The 19,957-nt window shown below is 62.8% G+C and carries 27 protein-coding genes and 1 pseudogene; 21 read left to right on the forward strand and 7 right to left on the reverse strand.

Annotated elements, in window-relative coordinates:
* Positions 1 to 154 precede the first annotated feature (154 nt).
* The 3 genes from H7A86_RS05180 to H7A86_RS05190 are packed head-to-tail and all read right to left on the reverse strand — an operon-like array spanning position 155 to position 1,738.
* On the reverse strand, positions 155 to 892 hold the full coding sequence (locus H7A86_RS05180; RefSeq protein WP_119130839.1) for a DUF1828 domain-containing protein: 738 nt from the start codon (positions 890 to 892) through the stop codon (positions 155 to 157).
* Positions 889 to 1,392, reverse strand: a complete 504-nt coding sequence (locus H7A86_RS05185; RefSeq protein ID WP_119130840.1) for a hypothetical protein — start codon at positions 1,390 to 1,392, stop codon at positions 889 to 891. The genes H7A86_RS05180 and H7A86_RS05185 overlap by 4 nt, the downstream gene beginning before the upstream one ends.
* A 16-nt stretch (positions 1,393 to 1,408) precedes the next feature.
* The gene (locus tag H7A86_RS05190) at positions 1,409 to 1,738 is read right to left on the reverse strand and encodes a helix-turn-helix domain-containing protein (RefSeq protein ID WP_119130841.1); all 330 of its coding nucleotides are present in this window, start codon (positions 1,736 to 1,738) and stop codon (positions 1,409 to 1,411) included.
* Positions 1,739 to 2,226: 488 nt separating this feature from the next.
* Here H7A86_RS05190 and H7A86_RS21220 point away from each other — a divergent pair.
* Positions 2,227 to 2,379: pseudogene (locus H7A86_RS21220) on the forward strand (hypothetical protein); the annotation flags it as partial.
* Here the strand turns inward: H7A86_RS21220 and H7A86_RS20900 are convergent.
* A complete protein-coding gene (locus H7A86_RS20900) occupies positions 2,342 to 2,581 on the reverse strand; it encodes a hypothetical protein (protein WP_232099249.1) in 240 nt (79 codons plus the stop codon). The pseudogene H7A86_RS21220 and the gene H7A86_RS20900 sit on opposite strands and share 38 nt — an antisense overlap.
* Between H7A86_RS20900 and H7A86_RS05200 the strand changes: the two genes are divergently transcribed.
* The gene (locus tag H7A86_RS05200; protein WP_119130943.1) at positions 2,580 to 2,843 is read left to right on the forward strand and encodes a hypothetical protein; all 264 of its coding nucleotides are present in this window, start codon (positions 2,580 to 2,582) and stop codon (positions 2,841 to 2,843) included. The two genes, H7A86_RS20900 and H7A86_RS05200, sit on opposite strands and share 2 nt — an antisense overlap.
* 170 nt (positions 2,844 to 3,013) lie before the next feature.
* On the opposite strand, the gene H7A86_RS05205 is transcribed toward H7A86_RS05200, so the two are convergent.
* Complete coding sequence (locus H7A86_RS05205; protein ID WP_147421303.1) at positions 3,014 to 3,274, reverse strand: hypothetical protein; 261 nt, start codon at positions 3,272 to 3,274, stop codon at positions 3,014 to 3,016.
* Between the two features lie 146 nt (positions 3,275 to 3,420).
* Complete coding sequence (locus H7A86_RS20905) at positions 3,421 to 3,600, reverse strand: hypothetical protein (RefSeq protein WP_232099252.1); 180 nt, start codon at positions 3,598 to 3,600, stop codon at positions 3,421 to 3,423.
* 71 nt (positions 3,601 to 3,671) lie between these two features.
* Between H7A86_RS20905 and H7A86_RS05215 the strand changes: the two genes are divergently transcribed.
* The 7 genes from H7A86_RS05215 to H7A86_RS05245 all read left to right on the forward strand — a co-directional run bounded on the left by H7A86_RS05215 (position 3,672) and on the right by H7A86_RS05245 (position 10,497).
* The gene (locus H7A86_RS05215; protein WP_119130844.1) at positions 3,672 to 4,202 is read left to right on the forward strand and encodes a hypothetical protein; all 531 of its coding nucleotides are present in this window, start codon (positions 3,672 to 3,674) and stop codon (positions 4,200 to 4,202) included.
* A 1-nt stretch (position 4,203) separates the two neighbouring features.
* The gene (locus H7A86_RS05220) at positions 4,204 to 4,566 is read left to right on the forward strand and encodes a hypothetical protein (RefSeq protein WP_119130845.1); all 363 of its coding nucleotides are present in this window, start codon (positions 4,204 to 4,206) and stop codon (positions 4,564 to 4,566) included.
* Positions 4,567 to 6,978 carry a DUF5906 domain-containing protein gene (locus tag H7A86_RS05225; protein ID WP_119130846.1) on the forward strand — a complete coding sequence of 804 codons (2,412 nt, stop codon included), beginning with the start codon at positions 4,567 to 4,569 and terminating at the stop codon, positions 6,976 to 6,978.
* A 337-nt stretch (positions 6,979 to 7,315) separates the two neighbouring features.
* Complete coding sequence (locus H7A86_RS05230; protein ID WP_119130847.1) at positions 7,316 to 7,897, forward strand: hypothetical protein; 582 nt, start codon at positions 7,316 to 7,318, stop codon at positions 7,895 to 7,897.
* 193 nt (positions 7,898 to 8,090) lie between these two features.
* The gene (locus H7A86_RS05235) at positions 8,091 to 8,276 is read left to right on the forward strand and encodes a hypothetical protein (protein WP_119130849.1); all 186 of its coding nucleotides are present in this window, start codon (positions 8,091 to 8,093) and stop codon (positions 8,274 to 8,276) included.
* Entirely contained in the window at positions 8,273 to 10,183 is a 1,911-nt protein-coding gene (locus tag H7A86_RS05240) for a phage terminase large subunit family protein (protein ID WP_119130850.1), read from the forward strand. Before H7A86_RS05235 ends, H7A86_RS05240 begins: the two co-directional genes overlap by 4 nt.
* The gene (locus H7A86_RS05245) at positions 10,183 to 10,497 is read left to right on the forward strand and encodes a hypothetical protein (protein ID WP_147421304.1); all 315 of its coding nucleotides are present in this window, start codon (positions 10,183 to 10,185) and stop codon (positions 10,495 to 10,497) included. Before H7A86_RS05240 ends, H7A86_RS05245 begins: the two co-directional genes overlap by 1 nt.
* Here H7A86_RS05245 and H7A86_RS05250 read toward each other — a convergent pair.
* A complete protein-coding gene (locus tag H7A86_RS05250) occupies positions 10,484 to 11,725 on the reverse strand; it encodes a HEPN domain-containing protein (protein ID WP_147421305.1) in 1,242 nt (413 codons plus the stop codon). The genes H7A86_RS05245 and H7A86_RS05250 overlap by 14 nt on opposite strands.
* A 161-nt stretch (positions 11,726 to 11,886) precedes the next feature.
* Between H7A86_RS05250 and H7A86_RS05255 the strand changes: the two genes are divergently transcribed.
* The 12 genes from H7A86_RS05255 (at position 11,887) to H7A86_RS05310 (ending at position 19,951) form a co-directional block, all read left to right on the forward strand.
* On the forward strand, positions 11,887 to 12,102 hold the full coding sequence (locus H7A86_RS05255) for a primosomal replication protein PriB/PriC domain protein (RefSeq protein WP_119130851.1): 216 nt from the start codon (positions 11,887 to 11,889) through the stop codon (positions 12,100 to 12,102).
* Entirely contained in the window at positions 12,102 to 13,691 is a 1,590-nt protein-coding gene (locus tag H7A86_RS05260; RefSeq protein WP_119130852.1) for a phage portal protein, read from the forward strand. Before H7A86_RS05255 ends, H7A86_RS05260 begins: the two co-directional genes overlap by 1 nt.
* A 2-nt stretch (positions 13,692 to 13,693) precedes the next feature.
* Positions 13,694 to 15,910, forward strand: a complete 2,217-nt coding sequence (locus H7A86_RS05265; RefSeq protein WP_119130853.1) for a ClpP-like prohead protease/major capsid protein fusion protein — start codon at positions 13,694 to 13,696, stop codon at positions 15,908 to 15,910.
* Between the two features lie 57 nt (positions 15,911 to 15,967).
* The gene (locus H7A86_RS05270; RefSeq protein ID WP_119130854.1) at positions 15,968 to 16,324 is read left to right on the forward strand and encodes a DUF2190 family protein; all 357 of its coding nucleotides are present in this window, start codon (positions 15,968 to 15,970) and stop codon (positions 16,322 to 16,324) included.
* An 80-nt stretch (positions 16,325 to 16,404) separates the two neighbouring features.
* The gene (locus H7A86_RS05275; RefSeq protein ID WP_119130855.1) at positions 16,405 to 16,833 is read left to right on the forward strand and encodes a structural protein P5; all 429 of its coding nucleotides are present in this window, start codon (positions 16,405 to 16,407) and stop codon (positions 16,831 to 16,833) included.
* On the forward strand, positions 16,833 to 17,294 hold the full coding sequence (locus H7A86_RS05280; protein WP_119130856.1) for a hypothetical protein: 462 nt from the start codon (positions 16,833 to 16,835) through the stop codon (positions 17,292 to 17,294). The genes H7A86_RS05275 and H7A86_RS05280 overlap by 1 nt, the downstream gene beginning before the upstream one ends.
* Positions 17,291 to 17,569 (forward strand): hypothetical protein, encoded by a 279-nt coding sequence (locus tag H7A86_RS05285; RefSeq protein WP_119130857.1) that lies wholly within the window; start codon positions 17,291 to 17,293, stop codon positions 17,567 to 17,569. The genes H7A86_RS05280 and H7A86_RS05285 overlap by 4 nt, the downstream gene beginning before the upstream one ends.
* The gene (locus H7A86_RS05290) at positions 17,566 to 18,066 is read left to right on the forward strand and encodes a hypothetical protein (protein WP_119130858.1); all 501 of its coding nucleotides are present in this window, start codon (positions 17,566 to 17,568) and stop codon (positions 18,064 to 18,066) included. The genes H7A86_RS05285 and H7A86_RS05290 overlap by 4 nt, the downstream gene beginning before the upstream one ends.
* On the forward strand, positions 18,066 to 18,374 hold the full coding sequence (locus H7A86_RS05295) for a hypothetical protein (RefSeq protein WP_119130859.1): 309 nt from the start codon (positions 18,066 to 18,068) through the stop codon (positions 18,372 to 18,374). Before H7A86_RS05290 ends, H7A86_RS05295 begins: the two co-directional genes overlap by 1 nt.
* On the forward strand, positions 18,371 to 19,201 hold the full coding sequence (locus H7A86_RS05300; protein WP_119130860.1) for a hypothetical protein: 831 nt from the start codon (positions 18,371 to 18,373) through the stop codon (positions 19,199 to 19,201). Before H7A86_RS05295 ends, H7A86_RS05300 begins: the two co-directional genes overlap by 4 nt.
* Entirely contained in the window at positions 19,198 to 19,524 is a 327-nt protein-coding gene (locus H7A86_RS05305; RefSeq protein ID WP_119130861.1) for a hypothetical protein, read from the forward strand. The genes H7A86_RS05300 and H7A86_RS05305 overlap by 4 nt, the downstream gene beginning before the upstream one ends.
* Positions 19,517 to 19,951: a hypothetical protein gene (locus H7A86_RS05310; RefSeq protein ID WP_119130862.1), complete on the forward strand. Its 435-nt coding sequence runs from the start codon at positions 19,517 to 19,519 to the stop codon at positions 19,949 to 19,951. The genes H7A86_RS05305 and H7A86_RS05310 overlap by 8 nt, the downstream gene beginning before the upstream one ends.
* Positions 19,952 to 19,957: the final 6 nt, after the last annotated feature.

Here is a 19,957-nt window from a genome sequence, read left to right on the forward strand (position 1 = left end):
GCCTGACTGAGCGATGTTCCGTGATCAGCAAACGCATAGCTTCTCCAGCCAGAACCGGTACCTACCGGCTGCAGAACTATGCGTTATGCATAGCTAGAGCGCAATGCAAAACGCATAACTTGCTGCGCACTATGCGTAATGATTTATTATGGGTTCAGTTAACCGTCCGCAGCGAGGACAGAAATGCCTCCTGCATCCGCCATGCATTGCCCTTAAAAGACAGCACCTTGGATGTGTAGAAGGGAGCCCTGTCAGCTTCTAATTTCCCGACCTTTTCAGGGCTTTCAATTACCGCTATGACATCGACATTGTCGTTTCGTCGTTGGACAGTGGACCACATCAGCTCCGCTTCTAGCAGGCGCTCCTTCGTACTTGCGAGGACGATAGCGATGGGGCGAGAAGCGTGAAAAACCGCGTCTGCTGCGAAGTCATTGATCTTCTGGTTGTAGGCCACGCCCACCCCGGACTCTATTGCCACCTCTCTCAGGATCGCTAGCATCTCGATCTTGAAGGAAGACTCGGATCGTTGTGCCCGAGTCGCAGTGAGTGCTTGGACTTGGACGGCCGCTTCAGCGATACGGAAAACGGCTAACGAGACATCCGACTCGCTGCATAGCACCTCAATGCTTTGATCGTTGTGATTCCAACTCACATTGAGCGATACCGTCATCTCGTGAAGCCAGCGTGTTATGCGCTCACTGTCGACCTCAACACCATCGAAAGAGAGCCGCTCAGCTGCTTCTCCGTTTTCAGTAAGCAGGTAGGTCCCGTCTTGGTTGCGCTTCGCATAGACGATTACGTGATCATGGTCGTAGTAGCAAAAAGGCGTCTCTACAAGAAAGCCTTCCTGTGTAATGCGCGTGTTGAGGTGGCGGCAAAGATCAATTTTCATGACAACAGGCCAGCCTCCCCAGCGCTGATGTTGCAAACATCGCAGAAGATACGGATGAATTCCTTCCGATGGTCCTCGATGTCAGGATCAAGGCCTGAGACTGGCGAGTCTTTCAGTGCAAGCTCTTTGCAGCCTGCAAGGTTTCGTCCAGAAAGATCACGCTCTTGCTCGCAGTTCACGATGCAGTGCATGCCTTTATGGGAGGGATGCCAGTCTAAGCGGAGAAGGCAGGTCAACTCCGCTTCCTTGTCGCCTCTTAGGAGAAAGCCGTACATGGCTTTCTTTTCGTATGTATCGGCGGTACGGGCTACAAATGCTGCGTAGAAATCACCTCCAAGGGAGATGAGGTTGGTGGAGGAGCGACGGCTTGGCTGCACCTTGTGAAGCGGGGGCGGGAATCTACGCTTCTGATGTGCAGTAAACGCAGCGGCAATCAGCCGCTTCGGTTGCGCCTTAATTTTCAACAGCTCCGTCCGGGGAAATAGACCCGTGCCCTTCATCCTTGCCCCTTATGTACTAGCCGCCCTTCATTGCCCGAATAGTCGCAAGCACCGCTTCTTGCTGAGTCTGACTCAATCCGGCTAGCTCGCGAACGATCGACGTTGGCAAGGGGCCTTCTGCAACCTCCGCCTCGTCTCCTGTCAGGGAGTTCAGATCTGTCTGCAAGACCTCGCAAAGCGCCTTCAGGTGTTCCATTTTCCGCACGCTCCTACTGCCGTTAAACCAGCCGTAGACGGTCGACTCGGCCACGTTAACGCCTTGCAGTGTCAGAGCTGCACAGACTTGAGGAACGTTGAGGCCCAGTGATTCTCTACGGGCCGTGAGATTGTCGGATAGCGTGCTCATATGGTGAGACGGAGCCTAAAGATATCGCTTGCGCTGCGGCTATGCGTTATGCATAATTTGCCACTACGCGTAACGCATAGAGCCGATGAGCGCACGTAGCTACTGGAACGAGTACATGGATAGGCACGGTGGCCCGATCGGTGTCGCTGCCCGCCTGGGTATCCCTTATTCGACGATCGCTGGAATCTGTAACGGGAATCGGGGAATTGGCCGGGCACTTGCGCTGCGAATGTCTCGGGCAGATCCCGAGCTTGATCAAAGAATCTTGATCTGGGTTGAGTCTGAAAAAGGCGTAGGAGAGACAGCACCCTTGATGCCCAACAAGGCGCGGAATTCGATTTCGGAAGTGATTCGTGGAGAGAAAGCTTAGGGCGACAAGTTGGCATCCCAATTAGCGACCCTAGCGGCAAAAGGGGCGGCTGAGCGCATCGACCGCCTCCGCATCTTGGGCCGCCGCTGGCGCAAGTCGACTATGAAAGGAATATCGAATGATTGGCACTGACCACCTGGAAAGCCTTAGGGCAAAAGTAGTCGCCGGGCTTTCCAGCAGGAAAGAACAGATCCAGCTGGCGCACGCAATGGGCCCGTCGGGCGTAGCGTTCGTCAAAGAGGCGATGCGTCGTTGTCGGGGCAAGCTGGCTCGATCGCATCTACCAGCAGAGGCAGCGCCGTGTTGTCCGACATGTGGGCAGGCGGTGCATCGGCCAGTTCCAACAATCGCCGTCGGATCTGGCGTTGATTCGGAGCGTTGCTGATGAGCATGGGCAGCACGACTTCCAGCACCAATTCGATCGCGTCGAGGCGCTGGTCGCTGACTTCCTTCTCGGACAATTTGTTCGGCATGCCTGTGGCCTCTGTAGGTGAGATTGGGTCTGACGTTGGATCGTACATCGCCGCAGGCTGCTCGCAGGACGGCAGATACATCACGCCGCTCAGCGAGCGCCTGGACGCGGGCGAGCTTGCGTCGCTGGTGGGGCTTCCTCTCCACAACAACGGCGACACCGCCGACCTGTCGCTGACCGCCGACGAATGGGCAGCGCTCATAGAGCGCCGGCGTCGCGTGGGTTGGCCTCTCAATTTTTTGGAGGTTGCTGATGGTGTCTGATCGCTGGAATCCACGGCTCTGGATTCGTGACTGGCTTAACCGCCAGACTGCAAAAGAGAAGGCAAGCTGGAAAGCAATTGATACCGAAATTGCTGCTCTCAGAGCGTCGATACACCACCCGGAGGCGTCCAACACAATTGTGCTAGACGCCAATGGCAAAGCGAGCGGCTTTACTCGTGTCTGTAAAGGGCGCGACGAGTGATTTCCGCAATCTGCTTTTTTGCCCCAGGTTGGATCGTACCCGCTTCGATTTCCGAAATCGTGCGCTCTACATTTTCTTTGAATCCTGGCGTGTCTGCGAATGCCCGAATGATGCCGATTAGTAAGACATGTGCTGCGGCAATTTGGTCTTTGAACTCCGCTTGCACATTGTTCTGCGATTGCATGATTGCCAAGATTTCGTTCAATCGCTGTTGTACTTCTGCGTCCATGTCGCCCTCCTTGCGGGCTCTTGTTGGTGCCGTGGGGGTTCCAGCATATCGCGGGGAGGGTGGCACCCATGCGTAGGCCGAGCCAAGAGGTGGCGCTCAATGCCGTGCTTCGGCGATGGGAGCGGGGCGCGCGGGCGCCGGCGGGCTCAGCCATTCCGGGGCTTGTGCGCAACGGCGCTGCGATCGCCTTGACTGTGGCGGGCTTGGTCGCGTTCTGCTCCGGTTTGCTCGGCAACAAAGAAGACAGCCACGACATCGCCGACGCCGGTGCGCACGTCGTAGCGCCGCAAGGCAGTGAATCGCAGGAATGGGGTGGTGGTGTGCATGACGCACATGGTGCGTCGGCCGGCCAACCCGCCACCACGATGAACTGCACGACGTTTCAGGGTGGCGCGCGATGACGTGTCAACGCTCAGACATCTACTGGCGCGACGCGCTGTACAACGCGGTGTCGCAGATGCCGGGCAATGTGCGCGCGGCTGCTACTTACCTGAAAGAGCGCCGCGGCAAAACCATCGCGGCGGAATCGCTGCGCAAGAAGCTGCGCGGCCTGGAGGGCGAGTCGCTGTCGATGGAGATGGCGGAGATGCTGACCGAGTGGATGCAGGAGCTGAGTGCCGGCCAGGCGCAGGCGACGTGCTGGATTCAATCACTGGGGGCGCAGTTCGATTTGGCGATGGACTTCGTACCGCCGGCGCCCGACAACGGCTGGCCGGACGAGGTGGCGGCGATGCAAGCAAAGCTGCTGCATGTGGCTAAGCACGCGGGGCGCCTGTCTGGTGTGGCGTTGGAAGCGCTGGACGATGCGCATCTTTCGCTGCAGGAAGCCGACCTGATGGTGGACGAGCTGCAGGCGATCCGCACCATGTGCCACCGCCTGGAGCGCAACGTGCGCCGGGCGGCCGCCAAAGGCCGGAAACGTGCTTGAGATGACCATCGACCGCGCGCCACGCACCCGCACGCTGAGCGCCACCGCGCAGCGTTACGTGGCTGAGGCGTTGCAGCTGCTGTATGGCGATGCGCCTGGACTTGCGGGCGATGACGCACTGGCAGAGCGCGAGCGCTTGCGCTGCGCAGACGCTGCTGACGAGCACGCGCAAGGCGTGTTGCCGTTGCCTTGCGCCCCATCTCCCCGGGAGGCGACGGAAAGCACGCGCGGGCAGGGCGGGGCACTGAATCTGAATGCAGCAACGAGCGGTTCAGCTCCGGGCGATGGGTCCTCCTGGCCGACCCCCGATGCGGGCAATTCGGACCCCGTTTCCTTGGTAGATAGCGCGGTTGGAAGTTACTGAATGTTGGCGAATTACGATGATGTGCTTGGCCAGCTGCGCGATGCGGGCCTGACCCTCGACAGCCTGGATGCGAGCGGCCGCATGGTCCGCTGCAAGGTGGAGGGCTCACGGGAGCGGCGCGGCTGGTATGTGCTGCACGAGCTCCAGACCAATGGCAGCGATGTGCTGATTGTTGGCACCTACGGGATCTGGCGCGGCAACGACAATGGCGCGATCAAGGTAGATCTGCGCAAGCGCGACAGCGAGTTCACCACCGAGCAGCGCGAAGCACTTAAACGCCGCTTGGCGGAAGACCGCCGCCGCGCAGAAGCCGCACGCCAGGAAGAAAACCGCCGCGCCGCCGAGCGCGCCACGCGCGCGTGGGGCAAGGCGCTGCACGATGGCGAATCGGACTACCTGACCGCCAAGGGCGTGCAGGGCTTTGGCCTGCGCTACGGCGGCTCGGGCATTGCGGTGGTGCCGCTGCTCGACGGCAATGGCGCTATCCATGGGCTGCAGCTGCTGCGCACGGCCAAGCAGGCCGACCAGCAACGCAAGCCGGTGAAGGAATTCTGGCCGGCGGGCCTCGCGAAGCGTGGGCACTTCCACCTGATTGGAGGCACGCCGCAGTGGATCTTGTTGGTGGCAGAGGGATACGCCACTGCCGCCAGTCTGCACATGGCCACCGGCTACCCGGTAGCGGTGGCCTTCGACGCCGGCAATCTGATGCCAGTGGCCAGCGCTCTGGCAAAGCGTTACCGCAGCACCAAAGTGCTGATCTGCGGTGATGACGACACGCTGCAGAAGTGCCGCGCGTGCAAGTCGCGCCTGGTGCTCACTGAGCATCCGAAAACATGTCCCACCTGTGGCGAAGACCACAAGGCCGAGAACGCCGGCATGCTCGGCGCGAGCGCGGCCGCACTCGATGTGCACGGCGCGACCTTGCTGCCGGTCTTCGCAGAAGAGATCGCGCGGCGCGCGGTATTCATCGAGCACGGTCGCAAGGTTAGCGACTTCAACGACCTGCACCTGGCCGAAGGGCTGCACGTGGTGCGTGCGCAGGTGGAGGCTCGCATCACGGAGCTGTCGTGGCGTGCGCCGGTAGAGAAGCGCGCCGCTTCCATCCCCAGCACCGGGGGCGCGGGGAAGGCCCTCCTCAAGCCGATCGACAGCATCGACACACTGCTCAGCCGCTTTGCGCTGGTGTACGGGCAGGGCGGCACGGTGTTCGATCACCAAGAGCACATGCTGGTGGCGCTGGGCGACATGCGCGATGCGTGCGTGCGGCGCGAGTTGCACCGTGCCTGGCTGGAGAGCCCGCAGCGCGCCATCGTGCGCGTGCAAGAGGTGGACTTCGATCCGTCGGGCTGCAAGCCGGGCATCACTTGCAACCTGTTTGCCGGCTGGCCGACGGTGCCGCAAGAGGGCACCTGCGACAAACTGCTGCAGCTGCTGTGGCACATGTGCGGTAACGAAGCCAACCAGCGGATGCTCTACGACTGGGTGATCAAGTGGCTGGCGTACCCGTTACAGCACCCGGGCGCAAAGATGAAATCGACGATCGTCATCCACGGGCCGCAGGGCACCGGCAAGAACATGTTCTTCGACGAGTACATGAAGCTGTTCGGCGAATACGGGCGCGTGCTGGACCAGTCGGCGCTGGAGGACAAGTTCAACGACTGGGCCAGCCGCAAGCTGTTCCTGCTGGCCGACGAAGTGGTGGCCCGCACCGAGGTGTACCACCTCAAGAACAAGCTGAAGGCCCTGATCACGGGCGACCGCATCCGGATCAATCCGAAGAATATCCAGGCCTACGAGGAAGACAACCACGCCAATCTGGTGTTCCTCTCGAACGAGGCGATGCCGGTCGTGCTCGAGGAAGACGATCGCCGGCACGCGGTGATCTGGACGCCGGACAAGCTGCCGGCCGAGTTCTACCAGGAGGTGCTGGCAGAGATCCGCGCCGGTGGCACCGCAGCGCTGCACCACTACTTGCTGCAGGTCGACCTGGGCGACTTCACCAATGGCACCAATCCACCGATGACGGCGGCAAAGGCCGAGTTGATCAACCTGGGGCAGGACAGCCCGCAGCGGTTCCTCGACGAGCTGTATGGCCAGGACATCCCCGGGCTCAAGCCGCGGCCGGCGCCCTCGAAGGAGTGGTATGAGGTCTACAAGGTCTGGTGCGGCCGCGAAGGCGTGAAGCCTGCACCGTCACCCAAGTTCATCAACGCGCTGGTGCGCAAGCGCGGCATCACGCATCCCGATCGCGCGCGCAAGCGCTACCTCATCGAGCAGACCAGCCACGGCCCGCACGGGTTCCTGCTGCTGGGCAACGCCAATTGCCCGGACGAACAGACCGAATCGGCCTGGCTGGGTACCGAGGTGGTGGGCTTTCGCGGCGCCTTCAACGAATACAAGGGGCGTGCATGAGTAGTGCGCCTGTTGATGTGCGGGACGTGCGGGACGGTGTGCGGGCACCTGTGCGCGCGCAAATGCTTGGGGCAGTAGCGATGTGCGGGATGTGCGGGCGTTTTTCTTCCTACGGGGGCGCGGGCGCGTGGGGCGTGCGCTCATCGCAGGCGTGCGAGTCCTCTCCCGCGTGTGTGTGCCCGCACATCCCGCACATCCCGCACATCGCTACTGCCACGGGCGTTTCAGGCGATGCGCGTCCCGCACACGTTCCCGCACAGGCCGCACACGCTCACGCGCGCGCGTTTTTTCCTGTCTTGCTGGCCTTGAAAGAAATGGAAGAAGTGGAGCACTGGGTATGACGGACAACGATGTGGTAGTGACGGGCAAGGAGCTGGCGGCCTACATCGGCTGCCGGCCGTCTTACATCGTGGAGCTCAAGCGCAACGGCCGGCTGGTGCAGGCCGACGGCGGCAAGGGCTATCTCAAGAGCGCTTCCCTGGCGCTTTACGAGCAGACCCGCGACCCGTCGCGGGCTGGCGTTGCTGCGCGCCACACCGAGGCCCGCGGCGCGGCGCTGGTGGGCGAGGGCAGCGACGAGCAGGACGAGAGCGACGAGCCACAGACCAGCGACGCTAAACGCAAGGCCAAGGCGCTGGCGGACAAGGCCGAGACGGATGCTCAGATGGCGCAGATCGAGCTGGCCGAGAAGCTGGGCGAACTGCTGCCGCGCGCCGACGTGGAGCAGGCTATCTCCGAAGCGGGAACGGGCCTGCGCGTGGCGCTGGAGCGCATCCCTGACACGCTAGCCCCGCAGCTGGCCGCGGCGACCGATGAGGCCAAGGTGCGGCAGCTGCTGTGGGACGAGTTGACCCATGCGCTGGAAGAGATGAGCCGCGGTTTTCGATCAGCTACCAAACCGGCGGAGGTAGAGGGGTGAGGTCGGACAACAACCAACGCCACCTCATCCGCGAGTGCGACCCAGAGTTGGCCAGGGCGTATCGCGAGGCTGCAGAGATCGCGGCAGTGGATCCGCACTTTTACGGCGCAGTACGGGAGCAGCGGGTGCGGCATTACCTCGACCAGGCGGCCTTTCACGAAACAGGCGTTCGCCAAGACCAAGGAGCAGCGCGATGAACAAGCAGCGATATACGATGATGGTGCGGGTGGCCTGGTGGTGGACCTATCTGTACACGCCTGCCGTCGTGCTGATGATTTGCTGCGGCGTCGTTCCGAGCCAGCACCGACTCGAGGCCGATGCAGTGCGTGCCATCCGCATCGTGTTGAAGCCGGTGCGTCGCTACGAGGTTGCCCTTTGAACACATCGGCATCCCTCCGCATCAATGCGGTGCTCGCGCGTGCATTGCAGCCGCGCCGCCCGCTTACCGTGTCGCAGTGGTGCGATGAGCATATGCGCTTGTCGAGCAAGGGCAGCAGCAAGCCGGGGCGTTGGGTCACCGACCGCAATCCGCCATTGCGCGAGCCGATGGACGCGATGTCTGCGCGCAGCTCGGTGCACCAGCTGGTAGCGATGTTCCCGATCCAGTTCGGCAAGAGCCAGCTGGCCACCAACGCCATTGCTTACTGGATGGACTACGCACCGGCGCCGATCATGTACGCGCTGCCGGGCGAGGCCTCCATGAACAAATGGATCGCCCAAAAGTTGAACCCGATGATCGAAGTGTGCCCGGCGGTGCGTCGCGCGCTTAGCAGCACCGCCAGCCGCGACAGCGCCAACCAGCGCACGTTCAAAGACTTCGCCGGCGGCCAGCTCTACGTGGAGCATATGGGCAGCCCGCAGCGCCTGAAATCCACGACGGTGAAATACCTGGGCGTCGATGAGATCGATGAGGCGCCGCAGCAGCTGATTACCGGCGACGACCCGGTCAAGATGCTGGACGGGCGCACTTCGGCATTCCCGTCCACCTACAAGCGCCTTTACATCAGCACCCCCGGGATCGCGGGGCTGAGCCGCATTGCCAAGCTCTACGAAAAGAGCGATCAGCGCCGGTTCCACGTGCCATGCCCGCATTGCGGCCATTACCAGGCGTTGAGCTGGAGCGGCCTGGTGTGGTCACCCGATGCCAAGCACGCCTGGTACGGGTGCAGCGAGTGCGGCTCCGCAATCGAAGAGCACCACAAGACCGACATGATCGCTGCCGGCCGCTGGGTGGCGGCAAACCCGGATTCGGACGTGCGCGGTTACACGATCAACTGCCTCTACTATCAGTTCGGCCTGGGGCCGCGGTGGGCGGACTTGGCGCGCGAGTGGATGGACGCGCAGAACGACCCGGCATCGCTCAAGACTTTCATCAACGACCGGTTGGCGGAGACGTGGGAGGACCCATCGATGCGGGCGGTGAAGCACAACGTCATCGCCGATCGTGCCGAGCCATACCGCCTGCGGCACGCGCCGCGCGGCGTGCTTGCCATCACCGTAGGTGTAGACACCCAGGACAATCGCCTGGCGGTGCATATCGTCGGTTGGGGCAGGGGAATGGCCGCCTGGACGCTGGACTACGTGGAACTGCCCGGCGACCCAGCGGAGGAAGCGGTGTGGGTAGCGCTGACCGATCTGCTCAACCGACCGATCGAACGCGAAGACGGTGCCCAACTTCGGCCGCTGGCCACCGCCATCGACGCTGGTGGTCATCGCACTGAGGCGGTGAAGCATTACGTGCGCCAGCGACTCATCACCCGGCCGATGTGCATCTTCGGTGCCGTGCCGAACAACGCGCCCATCCTGTCGAAGGGCAAGCTGGCGGATGTGACCTGGCGCGGGCGCACCGACAAGCGCGGCATTACGATCTACCACGTGGGCGGCGTGGCGGCGAAGCACTACCTCTACAGTCGACTGTCAGCCGACGCCGAGCGGCAGGCCGACGGGCGGCTTGTGCACTTCAGCGACCAGTTGCCGCCGGAGTTTTTTCCAGGGCTTGTGTCCGAGGTCTACAACCCGGTGAAGAACCGATTTGAGAAGCGGGTCGTACGTAATGAGCCATTGGATACCTGGGTGTATGCATATGCAGCAAGCCATCACCCTGAAATGCGATTGCATCGCTACAACAAAGCGGATTGGGATGCGCTCTCGGAACGGCAGGGGCGAAATGAAGGTGGTGAGCCTGATTCCCGTGAAACACCGCGCGCCCGCGCGCAGTCGCAACATCAAGACACTTCGCTGCCGCAGCGCTCGACCGGACTCGTGTCTGGCGACTGGAGCTTCTAATGACTAAACGTGTCGGTACCACCATCGAATTGAGGCGGCGAATGCTTGAGGCGATGCGTCGCGAAACAGGGATAAACGAAAAAACAGCAGTTCCGTTCGTGGATGTAATCATGGCCTGCTTTGCTGGAGAGAGACTCTATTTCCCCGCAGAACATCGGCGCTATCCGGTCGAGAAAATAGCCGCTGCTATTCATGACGGGGCAAGCGTCAAGGAGGTCGTGTGCAGATTCCAGCTATCCCGTACCAAATTGTATGAACTTTTTCCAGGCGGTCTGCCGAGGCCCGCAAAGTCGCAAGGCATCAAGTCTCGCTGAGTTCGGTGCGAGGAGTAGTGAATTTAACGGCCTTCTTGAGTAATTTGAGTTGCCAGGCAAGCTGTGACCTGTCAGCAGGGAGGTCTAAAAATCCATTGGCTTCGTCTAGGGTGGAGAATGTCTTTCGCTGCGACACATAGAATCTGACGGCTCCTCGGAAATAATCTTGCAATAAATAGCAATTGGTTCGAGCGCTTTCGGACTCACTTTCAGAATGCACAGAGCGATTCCTAAAGTCCCGAAGATGCTCCAGCATTTGCTTGTGATAGTCGCTCTCGGTGAAAATGAAACTGCAGCGCCGAATCAGGTCATCGTATTTTGCTTGGTTGGGAGTCGTGAGCGATTCAAGTGCAGACCATAGTTTTACAAAGGCCGTGGTGTGATCGCGTTGGTCTAACGAGCGAGCATATGATGTAACGGCCTTTCTTATCGAGCTTTCATATTTACATTGGCTAATGCATTTTTCATCGTTAATAACTGCTTTTCCCATCTTAGCTCCTTCTTTGAACCGATAAATCTTAGCCGGTTTGAAGTTTGGCTCGTACCACAATGGTCCGTTCGAATCGGTCCCATCGGGCAAATGAAGTGTGTGAACGCCGCCGGTGCGAATCCTGTTTATGGGGCTGAATGAGGAATGGCCGTCTAATGACCATTCCATGTTGAAATTGCAGCGCATAGCGAGCAGTCCTCGCAAGTAATCTAGCAGCTCAATAGCTTTCTCGCCGGCGGTTTCCGGGGACCGCTCGGTTACGTCGACCTGCACGAAGCAATAATTTTCCGGTGTTGGCGGGATGTCAATCTTTGCGTCACTTAAGTGCGTATTCCTTACGCTGAATTTTCGGGGGAGTCTAAGGTCATGGAACGTAATCTTGCAATCCGCCAATTTGATGGTTTTAGGAAAGCCTTTTCTTTCGATTGAAAGGCTGGTAATGAGCGAGTACATCTTTTGTTTTTGGGCTAGCGTTTTACTCAGTTCTTCGTTTAATGCGATCAGGAAAGATTCCGGGGTAAGGCGGTCGCGAGTCCGTCGGATTGCACCCCAGATTAGCGCTATTTTATTTTGGCGAAGCGCGGCCGTTGGGAATTCAATCATTGAAGCAAGAACCGGTAAGTGCTCCTGATAATCGAATCCTGTAAAGCTAATTCCGGTTGAACTGTAATTAATGGACCTATTTATCCGCGAAATGATTAGATCCGGACGATATTTTTTTTTCCAATGAGCCGGCATTTGTTTCCTCAGATTTGCGATTTCCGCTAATGATGAGTCCTGAAGTTGGGAAAATTCAAGGACTTTGGCGATCTGTCTGCATTAAAAATCAAGAGCTTATGGTTTGCGGAGTCCCGATGTTTCAAGGTTTCCGGACGATGTAACGCCTACCCTGATCTCTCATGAAGACGGCTCAGGAAATGCTCACCACGTACCAGCAGGCAGAGGTTGCCGTGCTGCAGGGGCAGAGCTTCCGATTCGGTGAGCGCATGCTCACCCGTGCGGATCTGGCAGAGATCCGCAAGGGCCGCCAGGAGTGGCAGGGCGCGGTAGATCGCGAGGCCGGCGCCGGCCGTCGTGCTCGCTGGGCCACTGCCGATTTCGGTGGTCGGACCTGATGGCTTCCGCACTGATTGCCCGCGAGCGCCTCAGCGCCGCCGTTTCCCAAGACCGCAGCGTGCGTGTCATTGAAGCACGCGCTGCCGATGTCATCGCCGCTAAGGAAACCGAGCTAGCTCAGGGTAACGAGCACCTGCGCGTGTTGGCGCGGGCGCACGAAGTCACCCGCCCATCGCGCAGCCGCAAGCTAGCGCGCGACTGGGGCAGCGGTAATGCCATTGCCGGCATGGATGCGCGCCAGCTACGTGACCAAGCGCGCCACCTTGAGCGCGACCTGGACCTGGCCGACAACGCGCTCAACGTGCTGGTGCAAAACACCGTGGGCTCCGGCATCGACGTGCTCTCTGCGCCGCGTTTGGCGGGCCAGCCGATCAATCGCGAGCTGGCCCTGCAGCTGGATGAGCTGTGGGACGTGTGGTGGGACGCGCCCGAAGTCACCCGTGCGCACGACTACGGTGCGTGCCAGCAGTTGCTGGCGCGCAGCTGGCTGCGTGACGGCGAGGCGTTCTACCAGGATCTGGTCGGCACTGTGCCGTACCTGGAGCATGGCGGCGGCGTTCCGTACAGCATCGAGATGCTGGAGGCCGACCTGGTGCCGCTGGACTTCAATGACCCGGCGCGCAACATCCTGCAGGGCGTGGAGCGCAACGCGTGGGGCCGCCCGGTGGCTTACCACGTGTACAAGCAGCACCCTGGCGACCCGCTCGGCTGGACTACGGAAACCAAGCGCGTCAGCTCAGAGGTGATGCACTGCATTGCCAACCTCAAGCGGCTCCACCAGGTGCGCGGCTTGAGCGTGTTTGCCAGCGCGATGTCGCGCTTTGAAGACGTCAAGGACTACGAGGAATCCGAACGCATCGCGGCCAAGGTGGCTGCCTCAATGACGTTCCAGATCAAGAAGGGCTCGGGCGAGCTCTACCAGCCGGCCGGCGAAGGCCTGGGCGGCGTCGCATTGATGCAGCAAGGCGTACCGGTGCGCGAACTGCGCATGGCGCCCGGCGCCATCTTCGACGACCTGCTGCCGGGCGAATCCATCGAAAGCCTGGGCACCGACCGCCCGAACCCGAATGCGGCAACCTGGCGCAAGGAACAATTGCGCGCTGCGGCCGGCGGTATCGGCGTGAGCTTCTCAAGCCTGTCGCTTGACTACAACGGCACGTACTCCGCGCAGCGGCAGGAGCTGGTCGAGAAGTGGGGCAGCTACCTGATGCTGGCCGAGCGCTTCATTGCGATGTCGGTGCGGCCGCAACGACAGCGCTTCGTAGAGGCGGCGGTGCTCGCCGGCAAGGTGCGCCTGCCGCGCGGCTGGTCGCTGCGCCATTTGGCGGCGTCTACGTATGTGCGCCCGATCATGCCGTGGATTGATCCGCTCAAAGAGGCCTACGCCAAGGGCGAGGCCGAGGACCGTGGCTGGGTGAGCCCGCAGCAAAACACGCTGCAGTACGGCAACAACCCCGACGAGGTGCTGCGCCAGCGCCAGGACTGGCAACAACAGCAGCAGCAATTGCAGCCGGCAACGCCGGCACCAGCGGAAGCACGGGCGCAGCTGCGCGCCGACCTTTCGCGCGACATGTTGAGGGACATCTAACTATGCGACCCCATGCACTCACTGCGGCGCTGGGCCGCGTGCTTGCCGATGCCGGCCAGGCGCTCGGCCCTTGCCTGCTCAAGATCGAGGCCCGCGCCAACGACGTCGCCGAGGTGATGATCTACGGGACCATCGGCGACAGCCTGTGGTCTGAATCGGTCTCCGCACTGGAGCTTGCCGAGCAGATCAACCAGATCACCGCCGGCACGATCCACGTGCGCATCAACAGCGGCGGCGGAGTGGTGGCCGATGGCATGGCCATCTACAACGCACTGAGCCAGCACGCCGCGCACAAGGTGGTGTTTGTAGACGGCCAGGCGGCATCGATTGCCTCGCTGATCGCCATGGCCGGCAATGAGGTGGTGATGTATGCCAGCTCGCTGCTGATGGTGCATGCGCCACACACGATTGCCGCCGGCAACGCGTCCTCTTTCCGCCAGTACGCCACCGCGCTCGACGCGCATGCCGGCGCGATGTTGGAGGCCTATGCCACCAAGACAGGCAAGCGCAGCGAAGTAGAGCAACTGCTCACCGACGGCGCCGACCACTGGTACACCGGCGCGCAGGCGGTGGAGTTCGGCTTTGCCGACCGCGTGGCAGACACCGCGGCCGCCGCCCGCGCTGAGGGAGCCTGCGTTGTGGCGCTCACCGGCTATCTGCAGGCCATCACCCAAGCGCCCGGCCCGGTTGCCGCGCAGCTGCGCGGGCACATTGCCGCCGCGCTCAGCCCCAGCGTTTTCGCCTCACTTCCCGAGGTCACCCAAACGGCCGTTGTTGGCCACATCGAGGATCCTATGACCCAGCAAACCTATCTCCGCATCCTCGCCAACGCCGGTGGCGGGCAGGGTGCAACCACGACCACCACCGTGACGCCGCCGCCGGCTGCGTCCGCACCCGTGCCGGTAGTTGCCGCCGCGCCGGACGCTGCCGCTGCGGTGCAGGCAGCGCTCGTTGCCATGCGCGGGCGCAACACCGACATCATGGCGATGGCCGAGCCGCACATGGGCAATGCGGAGATCCGCGCCTATGTGGATGGCGTCATTGCCGCAGCCGACCCTAACGTCACTGCCGACAATGTTGGCCGCCACATCCTGGCGTTGATGGGCCGCAACGGCGAGCCACTCAACGGCCGCGCCGGCGTGGTCGCAGGCGGCGACCAGCGCGACAACGTGCGAGCGGCGATGACCAACGCCATCCAGGCGCGCGTGGGCATGGCGCAGGCGGCTGCGGACAATCCGTACCGTGGCCACTCGCTGGCCGAGATGGCGCGCGAATGCCTGGTGCAGGCGGGCGTCAATCCGCGCGGCATGGACCGACGCGAGATCGTGGGGATGGCGTTTACCCATTCCACTTCGGACTTCCCGGCGCTGCTGGGCGATGCCGCGCGTCGGTCGGTGCTGCAGGGCTACCAGGAAGTGGAAGAGCGCTTCAGCGAGTTCACCCGCGCGGTGAGCGTGCCGGACTTCAAGCCGACCAACCTGGTGGGCCTGGGCGCATTCTCCGATCTGCTGCCCGTTCGCGAGGGCGGTGAGTACAAGCAGGGCACCTTCAGCGAGCAGTCGCAGTCGATGCAGATCGTGACCTGGGGCCGGCTGTACACCATCACCCGACAGGCCGTCATCAATGACGACCTGGGCATCTTCAGCGATGTGCCGCGCAAGATGGGCCAGGCTGCCAAGCGCACGCTGGCCAAGGCGGTGTTCGAACTGATCACCAAGAACCCGAAGCTGGCCGACGGCAAGACGCTGTTCCATGCCGACCACGGCAACCTGCTGCCGTCCGCGACGATCACCACCGAAAGCGTCAGCGCCATGCAGGCGCGCATGGCGCTGCAGAAGGATGCCGACGGCAACGTCATCCGCGTGCCGATGAAGACCCTGCTGACGCCGGTGGCGCTCTCCGGCGCCGCACTGACCGTGCGTGCCGCCGAGTACGCGGTTGGCGGGGCCAACAACCAGACCACGCCCAACATCGTGCGCAACACCTTCGAAGTGGAGAGCGATGGCCGCCTGGATGGGGCAGACCCGAAGGCGTGGTATGGCCTGGCCAACTCGGCCTACGTGGATGCGTTGGTGGTGGGCTACCTGGACGGCAACCAGACGCCGTACCTGGAGCAGCACGAGGGATTCACCGTGGACGGTGTGGCCTGGAAGGTGCGCATGGATGCGGCGCCGGCCATCGCCGATTACCGCGGCATCTACAAGAACCCCGGCCAGTAAGCCGCCTGCCGCACCGCAGGCGCGGTGCGGAGTCTCTTCGTATCTGGAGTACTCCCAATGAAAAATGCATATCAAGACGGCCGCGTGCTGGACGTCACCCTGACCGCTGCGGTCACCAGCGGCGGTGTGATCGCCGCCGGCAAGCTCGTCGGCATTGCCGTCACCGACGGCGCAATTGGCGACACCATCGCCGCGCACGTCGAAGGCGTGTTTGCACTGCCCAAGTTGTCTGCCGCCGTGTTTGCCGTCGGCGCCGCGGTCAACTGGGACGTCGACGCCAAGCAGGCCATTGCCGCTGCCGGTGGTGCCGGCGACACCAACAGCATCGGTTACGCGATCGAGGCGGCTGGTAACGGCGTCGCCACGGTGCTGGTGCGCTTGACCCCGGGTACTGCCACGCCGGTGGCCGCCTAAGCCTTACCCACCACCGCACGCAGATGCCCGGGTGGCGCGTGCGGTGGTGGCTCTTTTCGACTTGACCCAAGGATCAGCACATGGCCCCGCCGCGCGGCGTCCGCAACAACAATCCAGGCAACATCGATCGCACGGGCGTGGCCTGGCAGGGCGAAGATCGCACCGCGGCCGTACGCGCACGTGAGGCGCGCTTTGCCGTGTTCGATACTCCCGAATACGGTTTCCGTGCACTGGTCAAAACGCTGCTGACCTACCAGCGCAAGCATGGCCTGCGCACAGTGCGCGGCATCATCAACCGTTGGGCGCCACCGGTGGAGAACGACACCGGCGCCTACGCGCGCCAGGTCGCCGCCGCGCTGGGTGTGGACGTGGACCAGCGCATCAACGTGGAAGCGCCGGCTACGGCGTTTCAGCTGGCCAAGTCCATCGCCAAGCACGAGAACGGCGGCAACTTCTGGGGCGATGCCGTCATCTGGGACGGCGTGGAGCTGGCGGGGATCGCCCGGTGATGGACGGCGGCGCCACGGTGCTGCTCAAGACGGCCGCGTTGCTGGTGGCCACCAGCGCAGGCAGTGCAGTGGTCACCGAGGTGATCACCGGCAGCGAGCACCTGTTCCTGGGTATCCCGCAGTCGTGGTTTCTGGCGGCGGTGGTGGGCGCGTTGGTGGGCCTACTGCTGCTCAGCGAGATCGACGTGGGCAAGGTGTCCGCGCCCAGTGGCGGCCCGGGCGTGCGGTGGCTGACGTTGCTGCTGCGCGTGGGCTTGCTGGGGCTGTTCGTGCTGGGGTTTGCGCTGGCGGCCGGCTGGATCGTGGTGGCGCTGGCCAACTACTTTCCCTCGGTGCATCGCATCGGCATTGCAGTGAGCGGGCTGAGCGGTTTCATCATCAAGCCGATGTTGCCGCACTACCTGGGCGCACTGCAGAAGTGGTCCGACCGGCTGGCTGGCCGGGCAGGAGGCGCCGCGTGAGCATCTACCTCCTGAGCCTGGTCAGCACGCTGGCGGTGTTTTGCGCCACGACCTGGCAACTGCTGCACACCTTTCATGGCGGTGAGCGCGTGCGCGATCGCGCCGCCTGGGCGCTGCGGGGCGCCTGCTTCATCGGCCTGGCGGTCGGGATGCTGGGCATCTTCCTGCGCGACTTGGCGCAGCACACACCCGCACCCTGGTACGTGCTGCTCGTGCGCGTGTGCCTGACGGTACTGCTGATCTACCCGTGGCGTCGCCGGGAGAGCGAACGATGAATATTCTGGCCTTCCTTAAGGCGCTGGTGGCGCTGGTCTTCGGATGGGCTGCCGATGCACTGACCTGGCTGCGCAAGCCAGGCAGCCGGCTGAAGGTGGTCTGTGCGCTCCTGGCCGCGCTGCTATCGATTGCTGCACTCACGTCCTACCGCAAGGGCCAGCAGGTCATCGTGGTGACGCGCCAGGTGGCGCAGTGCCAGAGCGATCGCACATCGGCCCTGGAAGCGGCACAGCTCAAGCGCGCCGAGTTGGAGCGTAACAACGCCGACAAGGATGCCGCACTGGCGACCATCGCCGCCAAGTTGCAGGCCGAGGCCGAGAAGCTGCGTGTACTGCAGGAGCGCAACGCCGGCCTGCGCGACAAGACCGAAGCCGCCAAGGCCGCTGCCGACCGCAGCGCGAAGGCGTTCAAGCAGGAATACGACCAACGCCCGGCCGAGTGCACCGCCGCACTGCAGGCGCTGGCCGCGGCATGCCCCAGCCTGGGAGGCTACTGATGCGCGCACTGCTTACTGCTGCGCTGCTGGCCGCGCTGCTGGCTGGATGTGGCAACAAGGCCGCCCGGCCAGATCCGGCGCGCCCGATTGTGGTGACACCGGCGCCGGCCGTGGTTGCGGTGCCGGTGCGTACCTATGTGGAAATCGATCGGCGCCTGACTCAGCGCTGCCCCTGGGTAAAGAACGGCACGCTGGAGCAGGTGCTGGACGTCTCGCGTGGGCGCAAGCGCTGCTTGGAATTCTACGAAGCCAACCTGGGCGAGATCGAGCAGGTGCAGGGCACACCGGCCGCAGAGGCTTCGCCGTGAGCCAGATCCGCATCGCCGTGGATGCCGACAACCTGCTGGGCCGTCAGTTCAGTGCGCTGGAGCGCGAGCAGCTGCCGTTTGCCATCGTGCAGGCGTGCAACGCCACCGCATACGAGATCCGCGAAGTGTGGAAGCGGACCGCGCCGCGCGTGTTCGACCGGCCGACCGCGCTGACTATCAATGCGGCGATGTACCGCAAGGCGACCAAAGCCCGCCTGTTTGCCGAGATTTTCCTGCGCGATGAGGCCTTCAAGGGCACGCCGCCGGCCAAGTACCTGCGCACGGAAGTGGACGGCGGGCAGCGGCGCAAGAAGGGTTTCGAGGTGCTGCTGCAGGCCAAGGGCCTGATGCCGGCCGGGCAGTTCGCGGTCACCGGCCGCGGGACACGCACTGACCAGTATGGCAATGTGCCCGGCGGCCAGGTGACTGCGATCCTGTCGCAGCTGGGCGCGCAACGCGACGCCTACCAAAACGCCAACACCGAAGAGCCCAAGCGTCGCAGCAACGAGCGTAGCCGCTCCGATTACCTCGGCCGCACGCGGCTGAACACCGTAGCGGTCATGCAGCGCACCGTTCGCCGCGGTGGGCGCTACTTCGCACTGCAGCGCCAGCGCGGCAAATTGGCGCCGGGCATCTACGAGCGCATCGGCACCGGTTTCGGCAGCGCGGTACGCAGCGTGTTTGTGTTCACCACGCGCGCCAGCTACACGCCGCGCTACGACATCTACGGCCTGGCCCAGCGCACCTGGGACAAGCTGATGCCGTTCTATTTCAACCGCGAGCTGGACAAGGCCATCCAAAGTGCGATCGCCCGGGTGCGTGCATGAGCCAGCGCGAGTTCTTGCAAGCCTTCGATGCGGCCGCTTTTTCGGCCTTCGCTGAGGTAGGCCTGGCTGATGGCGAGGCACGCTACCAGGCCCCCGATACCGCGGAATCAGTTCCGTGCACCGTGCAGATTGACCGCGACGTGCGCGACTTTGGTGGCGACCTGGCGCCGGTGAGCACCGGCTACATGCTGGTGACCTTCCAGCGCGCACAGGTGCAGCCGGCCAAGCGCGGCCGGCTGATGCTACCCGGCGAGACGCTGGTGCTGGCGGAGCGCGTGCGGCAGGACGAGTCCATCAGCCAATGGGTGGCTGACCATGTCTAGCCCACGCGAGAGCCTGCGCGCAGCGGTCGGCGCTTGTCTGCAGCGCATCAGCCGCGCGGGCGGCTACCAGACTGACGCCGGCAATAGCCTGACGTTGGAGCCGGGCCAGGTCGACGAAGACGCAACTGCCGTGCTGACCGTGCTGGTGGCCAAGCAACAGCGCGCCAGCGAGAGCGCGCTGACGCGCACTCATCGGCTCACCACGCTGGTGATCGTCGCCAAAGTGCCCGCGCCGCTGGACACCGCGCAGAGCCAGCTGGACGCCCTGGTGTCCGACATCGAACTGGCCATGGCCGACCAGCAGTTTCGCTACCCGCACGGCATCCAGTTTCCGCAGTACGTGTCCATGGAGCCGGTGAAGCCGGAGGCCGGCATGAGCTGGATCGGCGCGCTGCTCACCTACCAAACCCACATCCCCATCACCTGACGCCGC

Source organism: Xanthomonas euroxanthea, assembly GCF_903989455.1.
Lineage (GTDB): Bacteria > Pseudomonadota > Gammaproteobacteria > Xanthomonadales > Xanthomonadaceae > Xanthomonas > Xanthomonas euroxanthea.

Excerpts from the sequence above, each read along its gene's own strand:
- H7A86_RS05190 (WP_119130841.1), bottom strand. The coding sequence starts at position 1,738 with ATGAGCACGCTATCCGACAATCTCACGGCCCGTAGAGAATCACTGGGC.
- H7A86_RS20905 (WP_232099252.1), bottom strand. The coding sequence starts at position 3,600 with ATGCACACCACCACCCCATTCCTGCGATTCACTGCCTTGCGGCGCTAC.
- H7A86_RS05295 (WP_119130859.1), top strand. The coding sequence starts at position 18,066 with ATGCGCGCACTGCTTACTGCTGCGCTGCTGGCCGCGCTGCTGGCTGGA.
- H7A86_RS05270 (WP_119130854.1), top strand. The coding sequence starts at position 15,968 with ATGAAAAATGCATATCAAGACGGCCGCGTGCTGGACGTCACCCTGACC.
- H7A86_RS20900 (WP_232099249.1), bottom strand. The coding sequence starts at position 2,581 with ATGCCGAACAAATTGTCCGAGAAGGAAGTCAGCGACCAGCGCCTCGAC.
- H7A86_RS05275 (WP_119130855.1), top strand. The coding sequence starts at position 16,405 with ATGGCCCCGCCGCGCGGCGTCCGCAACAACAATCCAGGCAACATCGAT.
- H7A86_RS05215 (WP_119130844.1), top strand. The coding sequence starts at position 3,672 with ATGACGTGTCAACGCTCAGACATCTACTGGCGCGACGCGCTGTACAAC.
- H7A86_RS05250 (WP_147421305.1), bottom strand. The coding sequence starts at position 11,725 with ATGCCGGCTCATTGGAAAAAAAAATATCGTCCGGATCTAATCATTTCG.
- H7A86_RS05310 (WP_119130862.1), top strand. The coding sequence starts at position 19,517 with ATGTCTAGCCCACGCGAGAGCCTGCGCGCAGCGGTCGGCGCTTGTCTG.
- H7A86_RS05265 (WP_119130853.1), top strand. The coding sequence starts at position 13,694 with ATGCGACCCCATGCACTCACTGCGGCGCTGGGCCGCGTGCTTGCCGAT.
- H7A86_RS05205 (WP_147421303.1), bottom strand. The coding sequence starts at position 3,274 with ATGGACGCAGAAGTACAACAGCGATTGAACGAAATCTTGGCAATCATG.
- H7A86_RS05255 (WP_119130851.1), top strand. The coding sequence starts at position 11,887 with ATGAAGACGGCTCAGGAAATGCTCACCACGTACCAGCAGGCAGAGGTT.
- H7A86_RS05225 (WP_119130846.1), top strand. The coding sequence starts at position 4,567 with ATGTTGGCGAATTACGATGATGTGCTTGGCCAGCTGCGCGATGCGGGC.
- H7A86_RS05235 (WP_119130849.1), top strand. The coding sequence starts at position 8,091 with ATGAACAAGCAGCGATATACGATGATGGTGCGGGTGGCCTGGTGGTGG.
- H7A86_RS05305 (WP_119130861.1), top strand. The coding sequence starts at position 19,198 with ATGAGCCAGCGCGAGTTCTTGCAAGCCTTCGATGCGGCCGCTTTTTCG.
- H7A86_RS05290 (WP_119130858.1), top strand. The coding sequence starts at position 17,566 with ATGAATATTCTGGCCTTCCTTAAGGCGCTGGTGGCGCTGGTCTTCGGA.
- H7A86_RS05230 (WP_119130847.1), top strand. The coding sequence starts at position 7,316 with ATGACGGACAACGATGTGGTAGTGACGGGCAAGGAGCTGGCGGCCTAC.
- H7A86_RS05200 (WP_119130943.1), top strand. The coding sequence starts at position 2,580 with ATGCCTGTGGCCTCTGTAGGTGAGATTGGGTCTGACGTTGGATCGTAC.
- H7A86_RS05220 (WP_119130845.1), top strand. The coding sequence starts at position 4,204 with ATGACCATCGACCGCGCGCCACGCACCCGCACGCTGAGCGCCACCGCG.
- H7A86_RS05280 (WP_119130856.1), top strand. The coding sequence starts at position 16,833 with ATGGACGGCGGCGCCACGGTGCTGCTCAAGACGGCCGCGTTGCTGGTG.
- H7A86_RS05260 (WP_119130852.1), top strand. The coding sequence starts at position 12,102 with ATGGCTTCCGCACTGATTGCCCGCGAGCGCCTCAGCGCCGCCGTTTCC.
- H7A86_RS05180 (WP_119130839.1), bottom strand. The coding sequence starts at position 892 with ATGAAAATTGATCTTTGCCGCCACCTCAACACGCGCATTACACAGGAA.
- H7A86_RS05245 (WP_147421304.1), top strand. The coding sequence starts at position 10,183 with ATGACTAAACGTGTCGGTACCACCATCGAATTGAGGCGGCGAATGCTT.
- H7A86_RS05185 (WP_119130840.1), bottom strand. The coding sequence starts at position 1,392 with ATGAAGGGCACGGGTCTATTTCCCCGGACGGAGCTGTTGAAAATTAAG.